Source organism: Alteromonas sp. W364, assembly GCF_031846205.1.
In the GTDB taxonomy this organism is placed as follows: domain Bacteria; phylum Pseudomonadota; class Gammaproteobacteria; order Enterobacterales; family Alteromonadaceae; genus Glaciecola; species Glaciecola blandensis.
In genome coordinates, this window is sequence record NZ_JAVRID010000001.1 from 117,794 (window position 1) to 141,285 (window position 23,492).

Here is a 23,492-nt window from a genome sequence, read left to right on the forward strand (position 1 = left end):
ATAGGCTAGCCGCTGGGCCATCAGTCGACAGAGGTTTCAGTGCCGCCACTGCGGTACTTGTCAAACCACGCAACAATGTTACCCACTTTTTGAATCAAGTGACTAGGACGAGAGGCGATACCGTGGGACGCGCCAGGGATCCTAACCATAGCTGACTCTATTTTTTGCAAACGTAGAGCCTGATAGTATTGTTCTGTTTCGCTCATCGGCGTTCTGTAATCAGCTTCACCCGTTAACAGCATGGTAGGTGTTTTCACGTTTCCTACCAGAGATAAAGGAGAGCGTTTCCATAGTTTATCGCTGATATTCCATGGCATGTCTTCCATCCAATATTGAGTAAAGAAGGGGTAAGCATCTGCAGTTAATGCGAAGCTAAGCCAATTGATTACTGGTTTTGCTACCACAGCAGCGGCAAAGCGTTCCGTTTTACCAATACTCCATGCTGTCAGAACACCACCACCTGAGCCACCTGTGATGAATAGGTTGTTTTCGTCTACATAACCTTTTGCGATTACCGCATCTACGACATCCATTAAGTCATTGTAGTCTTCAGACGGATAGTTGTGATGGATGAGATTACCAAAGTCTTCTCCAAACGAAGAGCTACCTCGTGGGTTTGACCATGCAACAACATACCCTTTGGCTGCCATCAATTGCACTTCCATACTAAAGGTATCCGAATAAGCTGCATGCGGACCGCCATGTATTTCTAATATGAAAGGATATGTCTTATCTGCATCGAAGCCAGGTGGTAGAGCTACCCAAGCATCAATTTCTCGACCATCAACACTTGATTTTACGGCAACCTTTTTGGTTTTCGCCAATTCAAGATGCCCTAGACTATCTTCGTTAAGCTGAGTTAGGAGCTTGTAGTTATTGTTTTTACCCATTAACGCTAAATCAGCTGGGCGCTGTGGATTGTTCGCAGTAAATACAATTTGTTCTTTATTAGACACATCAAAATCGCCCGAGGTATATGGACGACCAAGGGCCTGACTACCGATTTCGGCTATTAGGGTCTTTAGTTTTCCACTTGTCGATACGTATGCGAGCTTTGTTGAACTCTTGTCTAAGTATGAGAAATACAAACCTTTGCTGTCACCTGCCCATTTAACTGAGTTGATAGCGCGATCCAGTTTTGGGGTCAAGGATTTGGCTTTACTGCTGTCGTCGTTAATTCCCTGAAGCATGATCTGGTTGACTTGATAACTGAGCTTTCTATCGTTTACCCATGAGTATGCTAGCAACTTCCCGTTAGGGCTTACCTGAGGAGACGTTTCTGGACCGCTTTGCGTTGTCACATTTTCCAAGTCACCGGAACTCACATTGACTTTGAAGATGTCGGATTCAAGAGGAAGTAGCTCCCAATCCTTATTTCGATTAGCCGAAAAATAAATGTGCTGACTGTCCTTTGACCAGCTTAAGGCCCCGCCATGGTTATAATTGCCATCTGTGATTTGTCTAGGAGAACCACCGTCTGCAGAAATGACATATACCTGAGTAAAGCCACTTGGGCTAAACCCTGCGCCATCTCTGCGATATTGAGTCGTATCAATGTATTTGGCTGTACCAGCCCAATTTGCACCTTCAGGTTTTTTTGGCATCTCTTTAAAAATACTTTTTGCTTCTGTTGGCGTAAACATAGTAAATGCAATCGACTTTCCATCTGGCGACCATGCAAGATTAGAGGGACTAGCACTTAAATGACTGAGCTTTGCTGTACGATCGCTTTCCAACCAATTTACATAGATTTGCTGGCTGCCACTGCGACTAGAGAGAAAAAGTAAGCGCGAACCATCGGGTGAAAATGCAGGTGAGGTATATGAATGTTCGTCAGCCAACAACGGTAAATGTTGATTGGTTTTTAGGTCGTAGGTCCATAAGCTGACTTTCATTCTATCTTGCATCACATCCATTGAGCGGCGTTCATATACCAACATTTCTTGCTGTGGATGAAATTCAATGTTTGCTGCATATTCTAGTTCAAAGACGTCTTCATAATTTAACACTCGATCTTGTTCTGCGAGGCTTTGACTGACCATCCCAACACTCATGAGCGCAGCGAGACAGACAGACCTCGCATTCCGTATCAGCGAAAATCGAAATTTCATATTTCTTCCTTATTTTTCATTGTTATTCCAATCGGAAAATTTTGACTCTTTTTGTATAGAGACTATAGCCTTTTAGTTCAAAAACAAAAATGCTTTCTAATCTTTTCATATCACTTAGTAATAATAACGTGATTAAAGAGTTGTCAACAACATGCAAGACACAAGCGTACAAGCGATGACTGAAGTGGCACTGGCGCTATCAATGGCATTTTTCGCTCTGTTAATGCTCGCGCTATTGTCGATGAGCGCAAATCAAGCAAGTACTTCTCATATTTCACAAGAAACAGACAAGATTATGGGTGACCATTTGCATGAAGTTTTAGAGTCAGAACAGGGAAGCGTAAAACCCCAGCAAGACTTCTTATTCTGGCATATGGGGCAGCTTTTTGAGCAAGATATGACACCCTTAAATAAGATGACAAGCGAAGCAATGATTGCCACTTACCTCTCAGAAAATATGCAAGCGGGAAATGAACTCGTCCTAGTTGTTTCACAACAAACGCCTGTTTCTGAAATAAGGGAATTGCAAATTTTGTTCAAAGCACAAGAATTTACACTTACTGTTATGACAGATGAATGGGAGGCTGCCTTTGAAGATCGTTAATAGGGCGACACCATCCGCTGATGAAAAGTCGGCGTTACTACTGCATAAGTGGCAGAGAGGGCAAGGCATGTTCATGGCTAAAAGTGTGATATTCCTTGTGATGTTCGCCATTATTCTCAGTGCAAGCTATCAAGCGCTAAAGCCTCAGGAGATGGCGCGAAGCAATGCTCTTATTGGCAATGTAAGTAATGCTAAAATTGATTCTTTCGATAAGGATACTCGGCAAGAAAATATAAGATTGTTGCAGAGTTTACGCATGAAAAATGTCAGGCGAGGACAAAGCATGTTGAGTGCTGCCAAGCTACTGAAGGTTAATCTAAGTGAGAATGTCTGTGCAAGCCTGTCGACTCTTGAACAGGTCAATAATGATTGGCAACCTAATGCCAAAACACCTCATATCAACAATGGTGTTAGCAGTGCTGTCGAAATTGAGCGCAATACTCATATTCTGCGCTATACGGATGCTGATGTCCCATCTTATGGCTGGTGATTCACCCACTTTGCCTTCATTTCTGTGTGCTCTACTATGAGCCTTCTGACTTTTATATTACAAATATCGGCTACCTCCTCGTTCTAGCATGGTTATTGCATGACTTTTGTATGGTCTTTGTATAGTTTTTGCGTGTTCTTTGCGTAAGAGCAGTGCAATTTAAGGCCCATGTATGTTTAAGCCAATATTTTCAGTGTTTGAAACTGGTATATATTGCGAATAAGGGTCAGATAACGCGAATATTATGAGCTAGACTTATCGTAAGGTGTGTGATGACGGCTTTTTGGCGTTTGTGTAACAGGGTATTTTTTTGATTAAAAAAATTGGCAAGTATGACATTGTAGGGCTGATAGCACGCGGTGGTTTTAGCGATGTCTATCTGGCCATGGAGCCTTCACTTGATGTGCAGGTAGCCATCAAGGTATTTGCTGCTGAACACACACCGGTTGAAAGCGAATCTGCCTGGCGTCAGCGTTTTTTACAAGAAAGTAAAATGCTTCATTCCTTAAGCTCTGCCCCTCACATTGTGAATTTTATGGAATTCGGTTTTACTGAGGACCAAAAACCTTACATTGTGATGCCGTACTATAAACGAACATTGGCAGACCTATTAGGAGAAGATAACAGGCTGAGTCAAAACCAATGCCTACAAATTGCAAAGCAAGTACTTCATGCATTAGAAGCTATCCACAAAGTCGGCATTCTTCACCTCGATATCAAACCCAGCAATTTACTGATTGACGATCATGAGCAAGTGCAAATTGCTGATTTTGGGGTATCTGAATTACTCAATGAGCCAAATGCGCATAGTACACAAAATGTCAGCGAGCAGACGGCGAAATTTGGCAGTCAATACTTTGCTAGCCCTGAGCAAGTAGCAGGTACAGAGAAGCTTAATGCTGCTAGTGACATGTATTCTTTGGCAGCTGTGTTGTTCAGGTGCTTTACTGGAAAACATAAACACATCAATACCGATTTGCCGAAAATAGGAAACCAAGCTCATTTTCTCACTCTGCTAGCTAAAGTGCTTGAAAACGATCCGAACAAAAGGCCGCAAAATGCGGCTGAGTTTTCTGCTTTGGTGAACGCATTCGAACGTAACCAAGAGCTTGAAAGCGGTTCTGCTGAAGCACGATATGAAGCAGAAGTCGATGAGAATGCGACCCAACTTTTATCAGGCTTACAACACGGTGATAACCAAGAAGCTAATGGCTTAACACAATTGAAACACGACATCGTTGAAGTGCTTCGAAAGCATGGCTACCTTAGCGATTTTGACGTAAGACGTTTATCTCTTATTGCAAAAGCCACTTTGCACGACGACTTTGAACACTTTGACTTAAAAGAATACATTAGCATTGTTGAGCGGCAACTAAAGCACAATGAACCTGCGTTTGCGCGTTTTGTTCTTTGGCTAGAGCAAGTCGAAGAGCAGATAAAGCAGGAAATAGCCTTTCAAATAGAAAAAGGAATAGACGTTCCCAAAGTAGCTCTACCCGAAGATGTACGCGATAACTTGTTGCAGCTTGGTCTTGCTGTGTTACCAAATAAGACTGAGACTCACATTGCAAATCCAAACGACATGCACTTCGATAAAGCCACTCTCGAAAAGTTAATTGAAGATAGCTTAAAAACGTTTCAATTGAATAAAAGCCATACCGATAGCAAAAGTGCTTCGCGACAAAAGCACACGTTAAAACCCCGCTTACGCTCTACTAAGCGCACCTTCATTAGCATTAGTATGGCTTTGTTCGTCATTTTTATCGCAGCCCTTGTGCCAAACATCAATGAGTTTGGTGAAGAGGCCGCCACGAAGCGCATTGAAGTTCAGCAAGTGACGACACCAACAAAAGCAGCGATAAAAGAACCGGTAAAAGTAGTGCAAGATAACAATGCAATCTCAGGGGAGACCGCTGAAACAAGTCCGGTGCAAGAAGGCCCGATGAGAGTGTTTCCAATTAGCTTCAATATTCAGCCCGCTGACGCGATGGTCAGTTTTCAAGCCGCAAATGGTGAGATGGTGTCACCGGAGCAGCTTATTGCTGGCAATTACACTGTTCGTATCAGTAAAACCGGCTATTTAACAGAAAAGCAGCGCTTGATCCTCGATGACAGCGCCTTGTTGGATAAGGTCGTGACAATAAGCGCGAACTTAACGCTATCCAATAGCCGCTATTTTATTGGGGAGACAGACCTTAGTGTTGCAGATGGCACGCCTGTAGAGTTTATTTTGTTACCTAAGATAGAGGCTAGCTCTGAGCGAATAAGAATGATGTCATTTGAAGTGACTAACGAATTGTATCAACGATGTATCGATGACGGTGAGTGCCTTGCGTCTAATTTACTCTCTGATGACCCGCGTCAGGTCATCTTTGAGCAAGCCGATCACCCTGTGGTCAACGTGAGTTGGTTTGATATAACAGACAAGTTCATTCCTTGGCTTACAAAACAGACCCATAGTTTTTTGCGCTTGCCTACAGAGCAAGAATGGATACATGCAGCAAGCGTTGGGCAAGCAACAAATCGATATAGTTGGGGTGAGTCATTCCGCTTAGATCAGGCACATTGTCGAGATTGTTACTCACTAAATTGGCGGGGTGATGACTATCGGTTCAGCACGCGACCGATCATGAGCTTTTCTGCAAATCAGTGGCAACTCTTCGATTTACACGGTAATGTACAGGAGTGGACCTCAGACTGCGTGGCTGCTGCCAACACATCCCTTCAAGAAAGATGCGATCAGGCCATTGTGAAGGGCGGTTCATGGTTCACAAATCATGTGGCGCTGTCTACTCAAGCTAAACAAGCTTTGCAGAAAAATGCGCGCTCACATACTACCGGGTTTAGGTTGGTGGAAGTGCTAGAACCCAATATGCAAACAGGACCAAAAGATGAAGAGTAGTCTATATAAACTGCTGGTAATCTTTACTGCCTTCATGTCAGGGAATGCTCTGGCAAATGACTGGCAAGCTTTACTAGTCTCTGATTTTCAGGATAATTCTTCGCAACTCAGCGTATCGGAAGCCATTAACGATAAACTTATTGATGCCTTTACTAGTCAACAAATAGCGCTAGTGTCTCCTAGCGCCTTGTCCTTGAATTGTGAATTGTCCAATTGCGGTGAAGAGTCATTAATGTCCTTATCTTCCCGTATGTTAAAAACACATCCAAATATTAATTTACTTGTATTATACAAACTCAGACAAGAACGTACCGGTATGAATGATCAACTAGTCATGCGTCTGAAAGCCGTAGATCCGGTCTCTGGCGTCGTTATTTTTAGCGCTGGCATTAGCGAAGAGTTTGAAAAAGAAGTGTCTAGCTCGGCTATTCGAGACTTAAGCGAAGAGCTTGCCTCAACATTGGGTGACCGCTTTGCCGCGACGATAGCGCGTTCCGCAAAACGCTATACTTACACAGTATCAATGAAAGAGTTTACGCCAGAAGAGTCACGCGTATTGTCTAGTTTATTGTTGCCCAGTGCGGCTAACATTAGCACTACCTTGCTGACAGAAGAAACACATAATCATTTTTTAAGACTTTTACTGCCAACTAAAGATATATCTTTTCGTGTTACATCCCCATTAACACCTGCAAAATTTCGGCAGCAAGCCGCTGGCTTGAGTCAGCGCTTGGGGCTTGAAGCCAATATTCGCTTTATTCAGCAAGATAGGTTATTCAAATTAACGCGAACCCAACCGGCTTACTTTTGGCAAAACCTAGGGCTTTGGTTAGTTTTCATTGCGATTATTTATTTGGTTTTACTTTTATTGTTGCGATTTTGGATAGAGAACAACTTACGTCGATATGCACGTGAGAATGAATGCGGTCGTTGGTTAACACTGCTTGATACGATACAAAAAGTACCGTTTCCATTTTTAGTCAGCAAATCTTGGAAGAATAAAATTTCGCACTTCGAAAAACGGGTTGAGCAATCCAGAATGTGGTTCGACAACGCTACCAACCTTTTGCAAAATAATGAAGTCGAGTCGGCGAATGTATTTGTTAAAAGAGCTTTGGAACAAAATGCATCAAATATCTCTGCAAGGGCCTTAGAGAACGCAATATCAGAGCAACAGTCCAAGCACCAAGAAATAAAAGATGAACGAGAACTATGGAAAGAATTGGTATCTAGTGCCGTTTCATTTGCCAAGCAGAACAATACCTTCCTTGCCTTGGAAAAAGCCTATACCGCCCTAGATTTGTGTAAAAGTCATGAGAAGTACAATCGCCCAGTCATTGACTTACAAATAGATTCCATCAAGAAACTGATCGAGAGGATTAGCGCAAATAAAAGTGCCTTATGCGAAGGGCTTGTTATTTCGGCAAAAAACCAGCAGCTGATCATCAATACGTCTTCACAAATGCATATAGGGCGACCGAATAAAAACAGTGCTCTGAATCAAGATTTACACTTGCAGTTGCCGCAAAGTAATTTGTCGAGATTAGGGCAGAGCGCAGCTGTAACTCGGCAGGATGCCGGGCATTTTAGTCTTGTTGATATTGGCGCAAGCAATGGTGTTTGGTTGCAGTACAAAAATATCGAAACTGAACGGGACTACGTCCTGAAGGAAATGAATCAGATACACTTATTACCGCCAGATGATCTCGGTACAATTGCGTTGCAAATTGCTTATGTTCGGCGGGATTCGTGTCTAGCTTTGTGTCTTTCGCAAAACTCCATGTTACCGCGTGGCAGTAATATGGGCGCTGTTGGCTTTTTAAATCCGTCTATCTATGAGCACACTTTATGGTATCTCTCCCGCGAAGTATTTATCTTGGTAAAACGCGAGCACGATTGTATGTGGTATAGCGAATCGCAGTGGGCGCAGTATCATGATGAAGCAATAAGTCGAGATGAAAAGAGTTTATTACTGCCTGTGGCATCCTTACAAATTGACGGTGGTGTGTATCTAGACCGCATGGGCGACACGACTCAAGAATCATTCGTTATTAAAGTGAATGGCGCTGAATTAAAAGGTAAAGTGCCAATCATGGATAATGTCACAATACAAGTTGACGATTATGTGGCTACATTAACCTTGCATCCAGTATCACAAAGTCAGAGCTCTGGCATCGGCGTGGCTAGCCAATCAGATAAAGAGCAGTTTAAAAAGTGAATCCTATTTCTTTTGGTGTCAGTAGCACCTTACAAGCTGATTTTGATTTACTTCGAGAGACACCCAATCTGCTAGGCGACGCTAAATATACTCAGAAAACAATCGACAAGTTGGCGCAGTACATTGTTTGTCGTAACTATGGCAAGTTATGTTTAGAACTCTGCTACTTATGTTGGCCGATCGTAAAATATGGTCGGCAGGGCCAGGCATTACTAGACTTCTTTTGGCTACAAGAGGTAATTAGCCCTAAGGGGTTTCGCGCATCTATTGAAGGAATGATTGAACAGCATTTTTCCACTCTTAGTAGTGAGGAAAGACTCAGTGCTAAGCCCAGTATCAAGCTAGACGAAGTGGGTTTGAAAATTACCCCCCAACAACAGTCATTTACGGTTAGCGCAACTCGTATTGCAGTATTAAGTGCATTTCTGGAATGGTTATCTAGTTATTTTAGCGGGTTTATCGAAGAGCTAGAACTTAATTTAAATACTGACAGCGAAGCGCAAGTAAAGAAAGTTGCTTCATTACTGCAACAGCGCATTTATGCTTTGCTCAAAGAGCATCTGCCGAGTGCGAATGTGCAACAAAAATTTCGCTTTATTCATGAATGGAAGCGCAGCAATAGTGCTGATGTTCGCTTCAACGATAAGCAGGTACTGCAATTTTGGCAAGCTGCCTTCCAGCAAGAGGGATATGTAAAGTATCAGAGCGCGTTGCTAGATGTTTTAGACTACGACCTTGCTTGCGAGCTAAATCAAAATAAATTAAAAGTGGAGCGTGCTAATAACATCGATGAGGCCTTTTTTGACTTTCAGGGTGGTGAACTAGAACCGCAAATGGGAGCATCGCTGTTTGAACTCTATACAGACTGTATTGACGGCATCGCAGATATGAGTCGGTTAACTCAGCAGCCTAAGCTTATCAGCAAGCAACAATACCAAGATGTTGCTCTATTGCTAGAGCAGCAAGAGAGTATACACCGCTTATCATTATCCCTGCTTCGAGCCACTGTGTTTTCTCCTTGGCAAGCTAAAATAATCCAACGCAGTCGGCAAAAAGATATTCACAGCACCAACAGTAATGTCACGGATCTTAGGCAACCAGCCTTAGACTACGACGCCTACGCACTGGTGTTGGATAAATGGATTAAAAATGCCTGTGCCGCTATGCTTAGTTGCGTCGGTATTTTGTATGAGAAGAAAGATGCAAGATGCCTGGGAGCCTTGTTAATTACACTCAGTCATATGCTTGACGAACAAAGTAAGCGTACGTTGGATAATGTCGTGCGCAGCGCAAAAATCAGGGACTTGACGTTTAGTGGTGTGAGTGCCGCTTTATTACAGAACCCTTTGCTTAATAAGCACATGCAACTAGCCATGCAACACTTGAAAGCGAATAATCGAGACGGATTTCGAAAAGGCAGCGAATATGCTGATGCTGATATTTATAGTAGTGCGATAAATAATTTACACCAGTGTATGTCAACCATAGGAAAATTTAAAAAAGCGACAGCCTCTGTGCGAAATGAGGAAAATTATCGCTCTGACCTTTTCATATTCTTTAGTGAATTTGAAAAAAGACATGGAGGCATCAATGGATAGCCAAAATTTAGAGCCTGGCAGTAATACAGAAAGCCTATTTATTGCCAAACAACAACTGCGTGTATTAACGCAAAGCTTACCAAGTGAGAGCGCTTCAAAAACAACACGACCGCTATTCAACGATCTTGTCTATTGTGCCTGCAGACCCAACTCGGTCTTTGCAAAGAAGACACTGGGTTTAATCAATCAACAAGCCGATTTGGCCCAGCAGTTTGCTTGGGTGCTTAACAAGTTGTCTTTTACGCAAAGTGACGCGCAAATCGCGGCCAGTTCCGAAACGGATATAGAAGAGCGCAGTAATGACAAGTTTGAAATACGCATAAAGCAAGATAGACTCATGCCAAACCAAGCTTACATTACCCTTAAAATAAAATCTGATTTGCCAAACACTGAACAAGGTTTATATCTTCACTTGTTGCGAGATAATCAATTCTTTGTGTTGCACTTTCCTGAGTTGATCGATAGTAAAACGCAGCTTGTGATAGACAAAGATAGCCAAAGTTATGCGCTATTGTGTCATGTTGAAACGCAAATTTTCATACAACAACATTAAAGAGGATCTCTCTCTGAATATGAGTCGAAAGGTAAAAAAACTGCACGTAGGTATAAGATGAATCAAGTTGTTCACGTGTTTATTGCGAGCACAAAAGGCTTGGTTGCTGTGCAGAACATCACGGATTTGAATGATCCTGATTTGCAAAGCGTCATTACCCTCAATGGCACCTCAGACATGGCTAATATTAGTAGTGCGTATCACCGTTTTGTACAAAAAAGCACTGGGCTTATTCAACGAGAGTTTGGTGGCACTTCCTGTAGACTTAATTTATCTCGGAACATAGAGCAGGGCGCAAGTTGGCAGCTGGGTGTTTATTTAGCTCATTATTTGTCGGATTTAGCAAAAACGTCACGCGCAGTCACCACAGAAAATGCAAAACTTGCATCGCAGAGCGTGTCACTTGGCACTGGCATAGTAGAACAAGGCGATATTGTTTTTTGTGTTACAGGTCAAGTAAACACCACAGATAAGCATGTGGAAGGTGTGACGGCGGTTGCAGAAAAAATCATTGCAGCCTCTGCACAAGTTAGCCAATGGCAAAAACAAGGAGTGTTAGCAGAGTTTGTTTATCCAGAAGCTAACAAGAGTCAGCACTTTCCTGAACTGGATTGTTCAATGCATAGGTGTAGTAAGCTAAGTGAGCTGATTGAACATGTAAATAGTTTCTTGCCAACAGTGCAAAATGAAAGACCTGCTGTGCCAGACGCAAGCAATCAGGTCTCTCAATCGAACATATATACAAAGGCCCAAAGCCACAACGCTGCAAACAGTATGCTGCTTGGTCGACTAAATCACCTGCTGCGCAGCAAAATAAAATATGTCCTTATTCCCTTTGTATTATTACTACTGACTTTCACCTATGTGCAAATGCATGAATCGTCACCATCGACGAGTAAAGTAGAATATGTGATGAGCAAAAAAAGTGGCGGGAATTGCGATGCAAATGCGCAAACGTTTCGTTTAAATGTCGGCGGGCAATATGTGACTCAGGCATCACCGGCTCTCCTAGATGACCTATGCGGCTTGTATTTACATACGGGTGAGAGTGTACCTCAAGTGTGGATGATCACCGATACTAAAACGGTCATGGAGTTACGCTTTTTAGAGAATGATAATGAACGTGTGTGGCGTATTAACCTACCGCAATACCAGCAGGCAAATAGACAGTTTTACTTGATCATTACGCCAGAAAGATTGGATCTTAGCGATCTTGCTAGCCTAACTGACTACTTAGGTCGCGTCCCTCCATCTCAAAACCTGTCAGTAGAAGTGTTAGCTGAATTCTTTACGACAATTAATGTGAATCCTCAGTATCTATCACATCGTTTACTTGTAAAGCCAGAGTAAGTGAACATACTCAAAGACAAATTTTCTATATTTTTTACGGTTAAAACAGACTGCTGCTAAAAAACTAGCCTAATCATTTCATAGCCTCCAGTAAGACTTAACAGGAGAGAACTATGAAGGCTCAATCACTACTCATTATTTTTGTCGCTGTCTTTGTGTTAGCCGCTTGCGCAAATACCAATGACGCTGCACCAATGTCTGTACTGAACACCAAGACACTTAATTCCGAGACTCGTGCTACCCAAAAAATGGAAGCTGAAGCCACCCCGGGATTATCAATGGCTTGCTTCACGCAATTACGAGAGCAACAGCAGAATATGGGGGAACACAGCAATCCTGCACAACATATCGCCTTAGCTGATCGCGCATCTCGATGCATTGAAAATTTACGTTTACATCCAAAGCACCCTGACAATCAAAGAGCGATGCAATTGAGTGCTTTGGCAGTTATCAATTATATCAAGGCTGGTGATTCAGAGAGGGCTGAAATGGCTTTTGAGCGTTTTCGTCATCAATTTCCACAGCAAGATTTACTCTATGCCGATTATAGTTCGTTTGTAGACACAATCACCGCGTTACTGAACTACGACACGCTAGCAAGTCATCAAATTAGAATGCTGAACATTAATGAGTCAATGCGTGATGAACTGAGTCGTCAATATCATTGGCGCAGAAACTAATAGGAGCCCACACATGAATTTATTACTACTTTTTATCAAGCGATTAGAGCGTCAAAAACGCATCGCAATTTCAATCTTGCTTTGTTTGTATTGGATGCAAATGCCACAGGCTATGGCGCAAGATGCTGATTGGCAACCTGTTGCTTCCGAAACCTTAATCAAACTGCCTGCCAATTTGATTGAAAAGCGCATACAACAAGATTTCGATATGTCACCTTTAGCAAGTGAATTACTCCAATTAGAGAATGAAATCGCGTCGAAAGGAGACAAAATAGTCGCGTTGCAGACCATTCTTACAGATGTTCCCGAGCAAGAGATGATTGAAGAGCGTGTGAGTCTTGTACAACTAAAATCTAGTTATTTAGATGACATGCAATTGAGCCAAGTGCTGCGCCAGCAAGCATTAAATAAAAAGCAAAGTGTTTACGAAGATGTCTTGCAACAATTGTTATACCAAACCAACTCATCAGCTAATGTTGATATGCAAGCCATACGGAAACGTCAAGAAGCTGCGAAAAAGCGTATGGAAAAAGTCATTGCTCAAGTTGACGAAACGCTTTTGAATCAAGGTCTCGATAGTCGAAGTCCATATGCTGATGAGTTTGCTGCCAATTTAGACAAAATTGAACGATTGAAGTCTGCTATAGCGAAACACAAATCGTCTATGGCACCGACCATCGATGGTGTTGAGGTCAGTGCGCAAGAATACGTTCGCCAGTTGTTGATGCAAGCTGCCAGTGATCAATCCTTACTTGATCAAGAAGCACTCATGATCTCTTACATGGCGAAGCTCGTTGCCTTAGATGCTCAGTCTATTGAGTTTGCTTTGGCTTACGAAGAGACCGACGAAGGCGCTGTTATTAATAATTTCACTAAACCAAGTCAAGCTGCAGATTTGTTTCTGTAAGAGCATGTCAGGAGCCAAAAATGAAAAACACCACGAATAAGCCAATAAATAAGATCAATACATTATTTTCAGTGCCACTGTCACTCGCTCTTTTTATATCAATGAGTTTCGGAGCAAGCGCAAATAATTCTAAATTTGACAAAGATCTATTCAGTTTGAAAAATTTAGAACGTGAGAGAGCTGCGCTGATTGCCACGTTCTTAAACAATAATTTAAGCGTAGAAAAAAAGCATGCAAAGCTTATGCAACAGCAGCGTCAGCTAGCTGATATGGAACGTATGGTCTTGCGCGACGAACGACTGCTGTCACACCAGTCAAATATGGTTAAGCGCGCTTTCAATGACTATGACACCACCTTTCTGGTGCACGCTGGTGCTGAGAACGAGCTTAACGCCATGAACCAATGGTTATTGCAGGTAAACCTAAGCAATCAAAGCATATTTGAGACTAAAGCAGGTTATCGCTAATGTTATTGGTCAAACATCAATGTCGCTCAAAGGGATTGGCTCTTTGGCCGAAAGCTATTCTTGTGAAGTGTGCAATCGCGTTTGCCTGTGCCGTGATATTGCTAGCAATAGCGAGCTTCACAACACAAACCAGTGCATTGGATCTGATTGGCTACATCCAGAAAGTGTTCAGCGTGTCGTTTGTCTCTATTTATTTGCCGTTAATGGCAACAGGCTTTATGGCCATTTATAAGATTATTCGAAACGACACTACCTTAAAAGAAAAAGAATTTTTCTTGGAAGTTAGTCATCAGATAGCTAACGCAATTTCAACACTGTCGTTAACCTATACTTTGTTAGGTATCAGTCTTGGGATCGGAAGCTTGTCACAACAAGAACTCAGCCCTGAGACAGTCAATAGCATCATTAGCGAACTCACTGGCCAATTTTCAATGGCGTTTATGACTACCGTTGTAGGTTTGCCAAGTGCTACGTTAATTCGAGCATTGGCAAGTATTTCGATGGCAAAGCGACTCGCTAGTTTGACGCGAGATCACGTTGCCAATAAATGAAATAGGAGGGATGTATGAAACATTTTAGTATTTTAGTATTTGTTGCTAGTTTCTGTATAGCACTGGTTTACTTAAGCTTACAATCTGAAGCGGGTCAGGCTTGGCTATCGTCTTGGCAGGATTCGCCGCAGCCATTGCAAACACACTCTGTTGACACATTAGCTCTTAAGAGAACAGAGCATCTGCAAGAGCAAGTACACACGTTATCTGTAAAGCTGGAGGAGCAGGCTGAAGCAATGCGTGCGATGCAAACGCTAATTTCACAATCAAGGCAACAAACTGATTTCCTGACAGAAAAGACCGATGTCCTAACACCGCAGTCTACAGTAGAGCCTAAAATGAGTGTGGCAAGGCAAAATAATCAGGTTTCGACTGAACTAAAGGTTGCAAGTAAGTTAGCAAGCGACACTGGGAATGCTCAGAACATAAAAAGAGAGCAATTAGCGCGTTTGCAAGACGTGGTGGCGAAAATGGAAATGGCTTCCTTGCGGGCATTGAGCAACTAAATGAAATGGATTAGCGTTGGTTTACTCATCTGTACCTTGATTTGGTTGTTTGGCATAGCTTGGTTTTCTCCCCTTAATGACGTCCAAACAAGCGAGCAAGCTCACGAGGCTAACCCGCAAGCTATGACGACTGCTCAATCGATACAAAACAATAAGACCGGTGCATATGACAAGCCTTTCGATGACACTGCCGATGATACGACAGTAAATATAAACCAGCATGCAGTTACAACGCTCAAGATCGCCTTGCCTTCGGTGCCAAAACAAAGACCTATCGAGCAAGTTTATAAAACGGTGACGCCGAGCACACAGCAAACTCAAGCGGTACTGACAACCTTGAATGAACTAGATGCAAAAGCGGTAGAGTTTTATTTTCCGCAAAATGACCGAAAAAGAAACGAGATCGTTCAGCATATGTATCGCTGTGAAGGCGTTGTTTTTGGTGCCGTGGATAAGGAAACACAAAGTCAATTGACCATACTCAGTAATCAACAAGATGGGCAAGCGCCTAGAAGTGAATTTTTGCGAGTAGTGAATCAGAATTTAAGTAAGCATGAACGCCAGTTACTTTCACTTTATGCTGCGCATGATACGCCGGTGAGAGTGTTTCCATACGCGCTTGATTTTACCTTGGCTTCGCTAATTGCAAATGAGCTTATCAATCATCATGATTCAGCAGAATTACGGCAGTTTGGTGCAACTTATGTGCTCGTCAACAAGCAATTGAGACTACGCAATATTAAAGTCAATGGACGAGTGCTAGATACCTCATGGCTTCTATCTGCTAAGCCTTGTTTATCGTGATATAGTGAAAGCTATCACGTTTTTTTTATATAGCGATTGAAGGCTGCGAGTTGAGGTAATAGGATGAAAGTGGGTGTTGTATTGAATGGAGGTAAGTCTACTCGGATGGGGCGTGACAAGGCGCAATTGATAAAAGATGGACGAAGCTTACTTGCGCATGCCACCTCTGTTTTACAATCATGTGCTTTGGATAAGATAGTCGAGAGTGGTTCAGTTGCTGGTATACAAGATACCTTTCAACATAAAGGTCCAGTGGGCGGCATTTACTCCGTTATTCATGCATTAAATATGCAGCCAAGGGATATTTTACTGGTCGTGCCAAACGATATGCCAGCCTTAAAAGAGCATACCTTAAACTTATTATTACAACGCTGCATTGAGAGTAAACAATCGACTATTTTTTCTCAATTTTACTTGCCGGCGGCAATTTATTTGAATGAGCAACATTTGGCGTTCGCCGCCACCATCAAGCAACATCCAGGTTTGCCATTAAAGCAGCTACTTAATGTTGCACCTTTACATCAAATGGATGAGTCCAGCGTCAACATTAATTCAAACGAGTTTCTTAATATCAATACGCCGCAAGACTGGAAAAGCTTCTCTTAGCTTTTTGAGTCGAGAACTTGCTAAGGTTAAGATTTCTGCGTAATCTTTAAACAGTGTGTATGTGTCAATGACAAATAATAAAGGGAACTGATTATGAAACTCTATTCGATACTTTTACTAATTGCATTTTCTCTATTTTTTTCTGCGCCATCGGCGGCAGCAAAACTAGAGCCTTGCATGACAGAAGAGTGTAAAGCTTATTTTAAGGGCTTTAAAAAAGCAGCAAAAAATGGCCATCAGAAAGCAAATGTTGTGCTGGGTAATTTTTATTACTATGGCTATGGTGTTGAATCTAATCCAAGAACCGCCCTAACGTATTTTAAGAAAGCTGCTCGAGGGAAAATCACCTCAGCTCAGTATATGGCTGGCTTGCTGTATGTGAGTGAATCTGATTTTCAGGACGTCGAAGAAGGTATTGAATACTTAGAAAAAGCGGCAGAGAACAATCACAAAACAGCAAAATTTATGTTGGGTGTTGTTTATCTGACCGATGAATATGGCGTCAAAAATGTGAAGAAAGCTGACGAATATTTAGCGTCAGCTTATGAGTCTCGCCAGATAAACGTGCCAGAAATTATTGACCACATTAGGAAAAGTACTGAGATAACGAGTGATACTTTTCCAATGTTAGCTGCGCAAATAAATATGGCTCCTATGTTAAAGAGCGAGGAAGGTGAAAGTAAGTGGCCAGATGATGATATTGAGCGAATTACTATATCAGGGCCTTCGTTAACGAATATGCTGAACAGTCAGTTATTAAGTATGCGGAAGCCTATTAAATCATTAGGAACACGCTTTAAAGGGAAAAGCTGCGCTGAGCGAATTGAATGCAAATCGACAACAGCAGATAAGCTCGATGATTTCTCAAGTGTTGTTATATTGCCAGGGAGTTTTGGTATTGTCTCACGCTAAGTAAGTCGAGATGGCTGAGTAATGGTCGAGTATTTAGAAGTAACTAAATTAGCGCTCTTTCACTAGGTGAATGGGCGCTAGTTGTTTTCGTACCTTTTGACGAACTTGTTTATCAAGCCCTCATTGATTAGCTTGGTGAGTTGCGTTTCAAAGGCGGCCCATAATTTAGGTTTTATTGAACATTTTGATATGCCGAAATAACCGAGTTCTTCCGTGTACACTGAAAAGCGTTGTTTTGTAATACTCGTTCTGAATGCTTCATTACTACTAATAATAAAGTCGAAGACATTGTCCTGTCCCACAGCCACTTTAATATCTTTTTCTAGTAAAGCTTGCAGGACTTTATAAGCACTTTCGAAATAGCGTTTATCAAGCGAATTGTCTTTATCGAGCTTGTCAAAAGAAGGAACACCATTTTCGAAACCTACCACCTTATCACTTAAGTCAGCGTAGTTTTCTAGTAGGTATTTCTGATCGCCTAACATATAAAAGCCTCGATGAGTCCCAAGTAAATATGCAGGTTCAACAAAAGTTAGAAAGCGCTCACGTTCCGGTGTTCTAAACATGTTGGTCAGCAGGTCAACATGTCCTACGCGACTTTTCTCCAAACAGTCAGCCCAATTGCATTCGACGGTTTTTACTTCAACACCTAGCCGCGCAGCTATTTCATTCACGATATCTAAGTCGATTCCACTCACTTTGCCACTTTTAATGATCATCCAAGGTTCGTAATTAGCGACCGCAAGTTTAATTTCTTTGGGTGCGCTATTGACTACCTCACATGCATCTGGCGCTCCTTGGGCTGTAGCGAGGCCTGAATATATCGAGCCTAGCAGAAGCATAGCTGTGCACAGATGAGCTTTGATATCCATGAAGAACCTTAGAATTTGGGCTGTTAACTTAATGCATGCTTTCCAAGAAGAAAGCATTTTCGCCGACTAGAGTACTTGGTTTTTAATCACTATGTAAAGCATCTATTGGGTTCAATTTTGAGGCCTTAATTGCAGGGAAAACACCAAAGCCAACGCCGACAATCATACAGATACTCAAAGATAGAAATATCGCTGGGATAGACCAACTAACTGCCCAGCCGGAGTAGGTTCCAATTATTTCTGAAAGCACGAGTCCAAATACAATACCCAAAATCCCACCCAATACCGATATTGCGAAGCTTTCAGCCAAAAATTGCTCTTTGATATCTTGTTGAGTTGCACCAACAGCACGCAGTAGACCAATTTCTTTGGTTCTTTCCATTACATTCGCCAACATAATATTCATGATACCGATGCCGCCAACTAGCAAGGAAATACCAGCCACGCAAGCCATCACAATATTGAATATTTGCTGTGTTTGCTTTTGTTGCTCAAGCAAGGCTGCGGGGATGACAAGTGTATAGTCATCCACGCCACCATGGCGCAACTGCATCAGCTGTTCAACTGCTTTAGCGGCGATTACAGGGTCGCTTTGCTTCGAAATGTTTAGCTTGATTGTGTCGAGTTCGCTGGCGAGTACGTCACTGGAAAACTTCTGAGTGCTGGTTGAGACAGGAATAAAAATACGATACCGATCGCCGCCAATCTTTACCCCCTGAAACTCATTTTTGTCACCAGGTGGAGGGTTCAGTACACCAACTACAGACAGCCACACGTGATTCACTTTCACGTATTTATCAATGATACGGCTAGGGTCACTTATTAGGTCGGGAAACAATTCCGCAGCGGCATCAAATCCGAGTACCGCTGATTGACTGATCGTTGTGTTATCTGCTTCATTTAATAACCTGCCTGCTGCCAACTTGAGGTTTGCGTGCTCAAAGTAGCTTAGCGTAACGCCAAGGACTTCGGCTTGTGACTTGCTTTCATCACTGTAAATATCGTGCACGCGTATCTTTTTACTTGCGCTAAAACCCTCAACGAAAGGTAAGGTCGACAAGGCTGCATTTACATCACCCATAGATAAACCCAAACTTTCTTCGCGTATTTCAACGAGTTCTTCGCTGGGATACTCTTTGCTTTCTACAATGATATTGTTGACGCCCATTGAGTCAATGAGCTTCAATGCTTGGCGTTCAGCACCTTCACCAATATTCAGCATAGCGATAACAGCGCCAACGCCAAATATCATGCCTAACAAGGTCAGGAATGTACGAAGTTTTTGCGCGGACAATTCGGCAATAGCGTCTTTCAGTAAAATAATATATTTGTTCATTATGATTGAACACCTTCTGCGATATTTTCTGGTACGCTCAATGCAATAATATCGCCTTTTTCAACGCCCTCTGTTATTTCTACTAAATACTGATTCTTGCGACCACTGCTGACTTCACTGCGCACGAATGTGCCGCTCTTTTTTAAGTAAACGTAAGACTTACCTTGGTCATGATGAATTGCTTGCAGAGGAATAACCACAGCACTGCTGGCTGTTTTAACTTGGATATTAGCGGTTAGTTTACGACCAGGCTGCATAAGTTGCTTGTCTTGTTTATCTAAAGTCACGGTAACTTCATAATAAGTAACCGGATTACCGCGTTCTATAGAGCGTGGAAAGCCCGCAACATTACTTATCTTGCCAGTGAATTCTTGTTCAGGAAAGGCGTCAAGACGAATGCTCACTGTTTGTTCCAATGCCAAGTCAATGGCGTCGTTAGCCAAGGCATATATGCGTGCTTGCATATTATCTAAGTTTGGAATTTGCGCGATTGGCCTGCCCGGGAATATTGTCTGTCCTACCGAGGGTTTTTCACCACGGCGGTCTTTTTCATATATTAATAAGCCAGAGTAGGGAGCAACGACTTCTAATTTCGATAGCGCTTGTTGATAGCGTTGAAATTTGGCAGCGTGCCCCTGCTTGCGGATATTAAGCACTGCTGATTCACTTTCATGCTGCTTATCGATGCTGGTTTCTTTCCACTCTAAAAACTCATCCTTGGCTTCCAAGAAATCACGGTTTTGCAGTGTGTCGATGATCTCCAATTGCGAATATATACGCAAATCATCAATCGCAAAGCGGTCAACAAAATCGAACTCTTGCTTTACAAACGTCTGATCAGATTCGATATCTTTGGACTGCTGGTTTTGAATCGCATTATTCTTGGTCATGTCTTCTTGCAGTTTGAGCATTTCAAACTCTTCTGCTCGACTGTCTTTTATGATTTGTTGAGCATCAAAGCGAGCTATTACATCGCCTTTTTGAACAATCGTGTTCTCGGGCGCCAACCACTCCAAGGTCATTGGTTGATTGCCAGGGGAGGGGATGCGCTGAGCCTCTGCCGCCTCAATTTCACCAAATGCAAATACCTTTATTTCAAAACTCCGGTCAGTAATTTCATAGGTTGGTACGGTAGCCTCTTCCTCGGAACAAGCGCTAATTAGCAAAGCAGACAATAAGAGTGCAAGGCTTGCTGACGGGACCTTGTATTTATTCATCATTTTCATGCTTCTTCCTCGGGAAGTTCAACGGTTGCTTTCATACCCGGTCTCATTACGTCGTTGTCTAGGGTATCTAATGTTACCCATGCGTCGAAGACGACTTTTAAGTTGCGTTGAGATTTGTTTCTGTATGCTTTGCCTATTTCACTGATTGTGCCCTTGAATGGCCTTTCGGGAAATGCGTCTAATGTCACTTTGACTTCCTGCCCTAGGTTCACTTTAGCTGTATGGGACTCATCAAATTCGACTTTCACCGAGATATTGTCGAGGGAAGGCAAGGTCATTAGCGTGGCTCCCATATAGACCGTATCGCCAACGGCTGGTTTTGCGTCGTTCCAATCGTAGTAAATCACCATCCCGTCTTTAGGTGACTTGATGGTGAGTTTAGCAATGCTGTCTCGCAGATCTTTCACACGAACACGGCGGTTTTCGATTCTGGCATTTTGTACTTTTTGGTTAATTGCCATTTCGTTTTTATGTTGTTGGACTCGCTTCTGCGCTTGTAAGTGAGACTCTCTCGCAATGATGAATTCTGCTTGCTGCTTTTTGCGCTCGATTTCAGAGCGAGAAGCATCAGTAATTTCAACTTTTCTGCGCGCTTTATCTTCATTCATTTTGGCTTCGGCTAAATCCAACAACAGGTCTTTAAGCGTCGCTTCATTATTGAGTTTTCGTTGTTCGGCCTCTTTAATGGCTGCCTCTAGCTCGCTTTGTCGGCCGACAAGGTCATTGCGCAAACGTTGACCATCGAACTTCACCAGCACATCACCGGGTTTAACAATGGCATTTTCTCTTGCCAGATATTCAATTTTAAAGTTCCACATTCTTCTAACGTTAGGCGGACCAATAGTGACTTCTTGCATTGATACAAGCTCGGCGGGTGCTTTGATGGTTTTGTCACCGCTGTCCTGCGCCATTTCGATGATTTCTTCTCCACAGCCAAACAAGGCTAGAGAGAAAACCAATGCGGCAGGTAAAATAGCACGTTGCTTAAGCATCATCTGAGGCCCCTTTGTTTACATGAATTCTAACGCTCATACCGGGTAAAAGTTTTAAATCAGGCTCTTCTACAAAGCGTATAATAGCCGGAAAGTAAGCGCTTTTACTCCATTGTGATTTTTTCTCGGACTGACTGGAGATGCTTTCTATTTCGCCTTTAAAACGTTGCTCAGGGTAGGCGTCGATTACTAAGTCAACTTGTGTGTTTTCGTGTAAACCAACAGCATCAATCTCATGTACCCAGGTTTCAATTTGAAAATCTGAACTTGCCTGCACATCCAGTACCTTCCAACTCGGTTGAAGGTTATTTCCGGCTGCGATTTTTTGCTGAGTCCACGGATGCATGGCGTAACTCACTGGGCCTGAAAGTGTCGCTTTGACATTCATTTTATTCAGCAAGCCCTCGAGGTAAGCAATTTCCTCTTCTACCTTTTGGTTATCAATGTTTTTCTTTTGTAGCTCAGTTGAACGTTCTTTCAACGCTCGCTGCAATGCTTCTTCGGCTTTTACTTGTTCTAATAACGCACGCTGTAAGGCCAAATCATATTGACCTTTGTCGTAGCGACTAACATCCGACGCGGGTACTGAGGCCTCTATCCTTGCTCTGTCGACTCGCATGATGGCTAACTTTAGACTGCCCTCGGCTTCGCTGACCTTTCGTTCCTGCTCCATTTTGAGTTGTTCTAGTTCAAGCACCTGTCGCTCTAATGATTCAATGTTTTGATCTAAGCGGCTTTGTTCATTCGAGCCATCAAATACAGCAATGACATCACCTTCGTTGACGATTTCACCTTCTTCCTCCATCCATTGGATTTGTATTTGCCATCGACTAGACTGGGGCGCATTAACCACCTGCTTAGCTGAGGAGCTTACCTTACCAGTAAGGAGCAATTCGCTGGAGAAGGACATGTTAGCGCTACCCAGCAAAATAATGAGTGATGTAGAGATCACGCTGCACGTTTTATAAAAACGACGTCGTTTGGTATTGATATGATTATTTAGCATCTTACTTTCGGCCATGTTAATTTCCTGTTTGCACATTGGGTGCAGATAAATCTTGGCTTAATTGAGAACCTTTCCGTCTTTCATTCTTATGGTTCTTTGAGCATATTGTGCAATATCATCTTCATGAGTAACCATGACAATGGTTTGTCCGGCTTGATGAAGTTCTGTTAGTAAATCCATAATTTCGCTTGACGTTTTACTATCGAGATTTCCGGTAGGTTCATCAGCTAAAATAACACTGGGTTTATTAATGAGTGCCCTAGCTATTGCAACTCTTTGCCTTTGTCCACCTGACATTTCGAAAGGTTTATGGTACTTCCTATGACTTAAGCCTACTCGTTCAATCAGCTCAAAGGCGCGCTCGTTAGCTTCTTCTGCGCTGATATTAGAGTAACGAAGTGGGAGCTTTACATTTTCGATTACATCTAATTTGGGTAGTAGATGGAAGGTTTGAAAGATAAAGCCAATATGTTCATTACGAATGCGCGACAATTCGTCATCGCTTAAACTTGCAACATCTTTGTTGTCGAGTAGGTATTTACCGTCACTTGGCGTATCGAGACACCCAAGTACATTCATTAGTGTAGACTTTCCGCTACCTGAACTGCCCATAATCGCGACAAATTCGTTTTGCTTTATAGTTAATGATACATCATCAATGGCAGTGACAATTTCTTCGCCATTTTGGAATCGCTTTTTAAGGGACTGAATTTCAATCATGGTGTAGTGTTCACATCCTTGTCTTTCATTAACAACGTTGCACTAACATACGTAGACAATGAAAGAACCGATTAGTTTGAG

At 42.4% G+C, this 23,492-nt stretch carries 22 protein-coding genes; 15 read left to right on the forward strand and 7 right to left on the reverse strand.

The features are described from left to right. Positions 1–20: 20 nt before the first annotated feature. On the reverse strand, positions 21–2,111 hold the full coding sequence (locus RM556_RS00525; RefSeq protein WP_311360007.1) for a S9 family peptidase: 2,091 nt from the start codon (positions 2,109–2,111) through the stop codon (positions 21–23). A 151-nt stretch (positions 2,112–2,262) separates the two neighbouring features. Between RM556_RS00525 and RM556_RS00530 the strand changes: the two genes are divergently transcribed. The 15 genes from RM556_RS00530 (at position 2,263) to RM556_RS00600 (ending at position 17,259) form a co-directional block, all read left to right on the forward strand. Beyond that, the gene (locus RM556_RS00530; RefSeq protein WP_311360008.1) at positions 2,263–2,715 is read left to right on the forward strand and encodes a hypothetical protein; all 453 of its coding nucleotides are present in this window, start codon (positions 2,263–2,265) and stop codon (positions 2,713–2,715) included. Further along, on the forward strand, positions 2,702–3,205 hold the full coding sequence (locus RM556_RS00535; protein WP_311360009.1) for a hypothetical protein: 504 nt from the start codon (positions 2,702–2,704) through the stop codon (positions 3,203–3,205). Before RM556_RS00530 ends, RM556_RS00535 begins: the two co-directional genes overlap by 14 nt. Before the next feature lie 310 nt (positions 3,206–3,515). Continuing rightward, positions 3,516–6,107, forward strand: coding sequence for a bifunctional serine/threonine-protein kinase/formylglycine-generating enzyme family protein (locus RM556_RS00540; RefSeq protein ID WP_311373596.1), 2,592 nt, complete (start codon positions 3,516–3,518; stop codon positions 6,105–6,107). Further along, the gene (locus tag RM556_RS00545) at positions 6,097–8,325 is read left to right on the forward strand and encodes an FHA domain-containing protein (protein WP_311373597.1); all 2,229 of its coding nucleotides are present in this window, start codon (positions 6,097–6,099) and stop codon (positions 8,323–8,325) included. The genes RM556_RS00540 and RM556_RS00545 overlap by 11 nt, the downstream gene beginning before the upstream one ends. Then, positions 8,322–9,923: a hypothetical protein gene (locus RM556_RS00550; protein WP_311360012.1), complete on the forward strand. Its 1,602-nt coding sequence runs from the start codon at positions 8,322–8,324 to the stop codon at positions 9,921–9,923. The genes RM556_RS00545 and RM556_RS00550 overlap by 4 nt, the downstream gene beginning before the upstream one ends. Beyond that, positions 9,916–10,476 carry a hypothetical protein gene (locus RM556_RS00555; RefSeq protein ID WP_311360013.1) on the forward strand — a complete coding sequence of 187 codons (561 nt, stop codon included), beginning with the start codon at positions 9,916–9,918 and terminating at the stop codon, positions 10,474–10,476. Before RM556_RS00550 ends, RM556_RS00555 begins: the two co-directional genes overlap by 8 nt. Before the next feature lie 57 nt (positions 10,477–10,533). After that, a complete protein-coding gene (locus RM556_RS00560; RefSeq protein WP_311373598.1) occupies positions 10,534–11,826 on the forward strand; it encodes a hypothetical protein in 1,293 nt (430 codons plus the stop codon). Positions 11,827–11,939: 113 nt separating this feature from the next. Continuing rightward, complete coding sequence (locus RM556_RS00565) at positions 11,940–12,506, forward strand: hypothetical protein (protein ID WP_311373599.1); 567 nt, start codon at positions 11,940–11,942, stop codon at positions 12,504–12,506. Positions 12,507–12,519: 13 nt separating this feature from the next. Continuing rightward, positions 12,520–13,413: a hypothetical protein gene (locus tag RM556_RS00570; RefSeq protein WP_311373600.1), complete on the forward strand. Its 894-nt coding sequence runs from the start codon at positions 12,520–12,522 to the stop codon at positions 13,411–13,413. Between the two features lie 20 nt (positions 13,414–13,433). After that, entirely contained in the window at positions 13,434–13,880 is a 447-nt protein-coding gene (locus tag RM556_RS00575) for a hypothetical protein (RefSeq protein WP_311373601.1), read from the forward strand. Further along, the gene (locus RM556_RS00580; protein WP_311360018.1) at positions 13,880–14,431 is read left to right on the forward strand and encodes a hypothetical protein; all 552 of its coding nucleotides are present in this window, start codon (positions 13,880–13,882) and stop codon (positions 14,429–14,431) included. The genes RM556_RS00575 and RM556_RS00580 overlap by 1 nt, the downstream gene beginning before the upstream one ends. 14 nt (positions 14,432–14,445) lie before the next feature. Further along, entirely contained in the window at positions 14,446–14,937 is a 492-nt protein-coding gene (locus tag RM556_RS00585; RefSeq protein ID WP_311373602.1) for a hypothetical protein, read from the forward strand. Then, positions 14,938–15,741, forward strand: coding sequence for a hypothetical protein (locus tag RM556_RS00590; protein ID WP_311373603.1), 804 nt, complete (start codon positions 14,938–14,940; stop codon positions 15,739–15,741). A 63-nt stretch (positions 15,742–15,804) separates the two neighbouring features. After that, entirely contained in the window at positions 15,805–16,347 is a 543-nt protein-coding gene (locus tag RM556_RS00595) for an NTP transferase domain-containing protein (protein WP_311373604.1), read from the forward strand. A gap of 93 nt (positions 16,348–16,440) precedes the next feature. Next, positions 16,441–17,259, forward strand: a complete 819-nt coding sequence (locus tag RM556_RS00600; RefSeq protein WP_311360022.1) for a tetratricopeptide repeat protein — start codon at positions 16,441–16,443, stop codon at positions 17,257–17,259. Positions 17,260–17,336: 77 nt separating this feature from the next. On the opposite strand, the gene RM556_RS00605 is transcribed toward RM556_RS00600, so the two are convergent. From RM556_RS00605 to RM556_RS00630, 6 genes are all read right to left on the reverse strand, one after another. After that, positions 17,337–18,131 (reverse strand): transporter substrate-binding domain-containing protein, encoded by a 795-nt coding sequence (locus tag RM556_RS00605; RefSeq protein WP_311373605.1) that lies wholly within the window; start codon positions 18,129–18,131, stop codon positions 17,337–17,339. Between the two features lie 82 nt (positions 18,132–18,213). Then, a complete protein-coding gene (locus RM556_RS00610; RefSeq protein ID WP_311373606.1) occupies positions 18,214–19,467 on the reverse strand; it encodes an ABC transporter permease in 1,254 nt (417 codons plus the stop codon). Then, positions 19,467–20,693, reverse strand: coding sequence for an HlyD family efflux transporter periplasmic adaptor subunit (locus RM556_RS00615; RefSeq protein WP_311373607.1), 1,227 nt, complete (start codon positions 20,691–20,693; stop codon positions 19,467–19,469). Before RM556_RS00615 ends, RM556_RS00610 begins: the two co-directional genes overlap by 1 nt. After that, positions 20,690–21,688 (reverse strand): efflux RND transporter periplasmic adaptor subunit, encoded by a 999-nt coding sequence (locus tag RM556_RS00620; protein WP_311373608.1) that lies wholly within the window; start codon positions 21,686–21,688, stop codon positions 20,690–20,692. The genes RM556_RS00615 and RM556_RS00620 overlap by 4 nt, the downstream gene beginning before the upstream one ends. Then, positions 21,678–22,706 carry an HlyD family efflux transporter periplasmic adaptor subunit gene (locus tag RM556_RS00625; RefSeq protein WP_311373609.1) on the reverse strand — a complete coding sequence of 343 codons (1,029 nt, stop codon included), beginning with the start codon at positions 22,704–22,706 and terminating at the stop codon, positions 21,678–21,680. Before RM556_RS00625 ends, RM556_RS00620 begins: the two co-directional genes overlap by 11 nt. A 42-nt stretch (positions 22,707–22,748) precedes the next feature. After that, positions 22,749–23,411, reverse strand: a complete 663-nt coding sequence (locus tag RM556_RS00630) for an ABC transporter ATP-binding protein (RefSeq protein ID WP_311360028.1) — start codon at positions 23,409–23,411, stop codon at positions 22,749–22,751. Positions 23,412–23,492 lie beyond the last annotated feature (81 nt).